Origin of the sequence: Vagococcus acidifermentans (assembly GCF_003987655.1) — a bacterium.
GTDB lineage: Bacteria > Bacillota > Bacilli > Lactobacillales > Vagococcaceae > Vagococcus_B > Vagococcus_B acidifermentans.
In genome coordinates this window covers 1-1004 of record NZ_NGKC01000040.1, presented here as the reverse complement: position 1 = coordinate 1004, position 1004 = coordinate 1, and the positions used below count along the sequence as shown (strand labels likewise).

1 protein-coding gene is annotated in these 1004 nt (G+C 29.5%); it reads right to left on the bottom strand.

Translation table 11 applies throughout. The features are described from left to right. Positions 1-300: 300 nt before the first annotated feature. Positions 301-1004, bottom strand: a 704-nt coding sequence (locus tag CBF27_RS14010; protein WP_148112319.1) for a M56 family metallopeptidase, incomplete at its 5' end; no start/stop codon positions are given.

Genomic DNA, 1004 nt, shown 5'->3' with positions numbered 1-1004 from the left:
TTTCAGTGTAAAATGTACTTGGGTCATGTAAAGTCCTCCTAGGTATGTTTTTGTGGTTAAAAACATTGTACCGTAAAAGGGCTGTTACATGGCCTTTTATCTTTTACACAATTATATGGACTTTATCATCAATGATATCTGCTTTTTTTGTACGAGTACTATTTTCATTAATAGTTGTGGTTTCATTCTCAATATTCTAGAGAGTAAGCGGTTGACTTTCATCAGCTGACACTGTACTAGTAGAAACCAAAGTTGAACCTATTATACCTAAAATGAATAACAACATTTTACTTTTTTTCATCATTTTTCATCCTTTTCTACTATGTTTATTCCTTTAAGCGCACTATCGTTTGGATCTTCAATTTCACCAATTTTTTTGCCTTCCACTATGAGATAATGTTTTCCATTAACAATCTCAATACATGAATTTTGGTAATCTTTAATTTCTACGGTATGAGTTAGTTGCTCGTTTTGAATATAATAAGGCTCAAATATAATAAATGGCAATAAGATGAACCCAGCAGCTAAAGGAAGATAAGAAAGCAAGCTTGTTTTTTTATAGTCAATATTCCCAAGAATATTATACGTTCGTTTTGTTAACATGTTTTTATTTTTTTTTACAAGCGGGAGATGTACTATATTATCAGGATAAAAATCATCTTCAGTAGTTAAAACAGCACGTTTAACAAAAATAAGTGTTTCAATATAATCCATATACTCATTAGGATCAAGCAGATCCATCACTTGTTTATCCACTCTCATTTCAGTTATTAAGTCAAGTTGCCTTTTCAGTAAATATATTGGCGGAAACCACCAATATATTATCACCAATATTTCTAATAATAACTCAATATAAATATCAAAATTTTTAATATGCTGTAATTCATGGATTATTATGTGCCTCATTTGTTGATCTGTATAGTTTAAATCAGGAAGAAGGATGTATTTTTTTAGTATTCCAGTAACCATAGGACTTTGGATATTGTTACAATATACTATTTTTA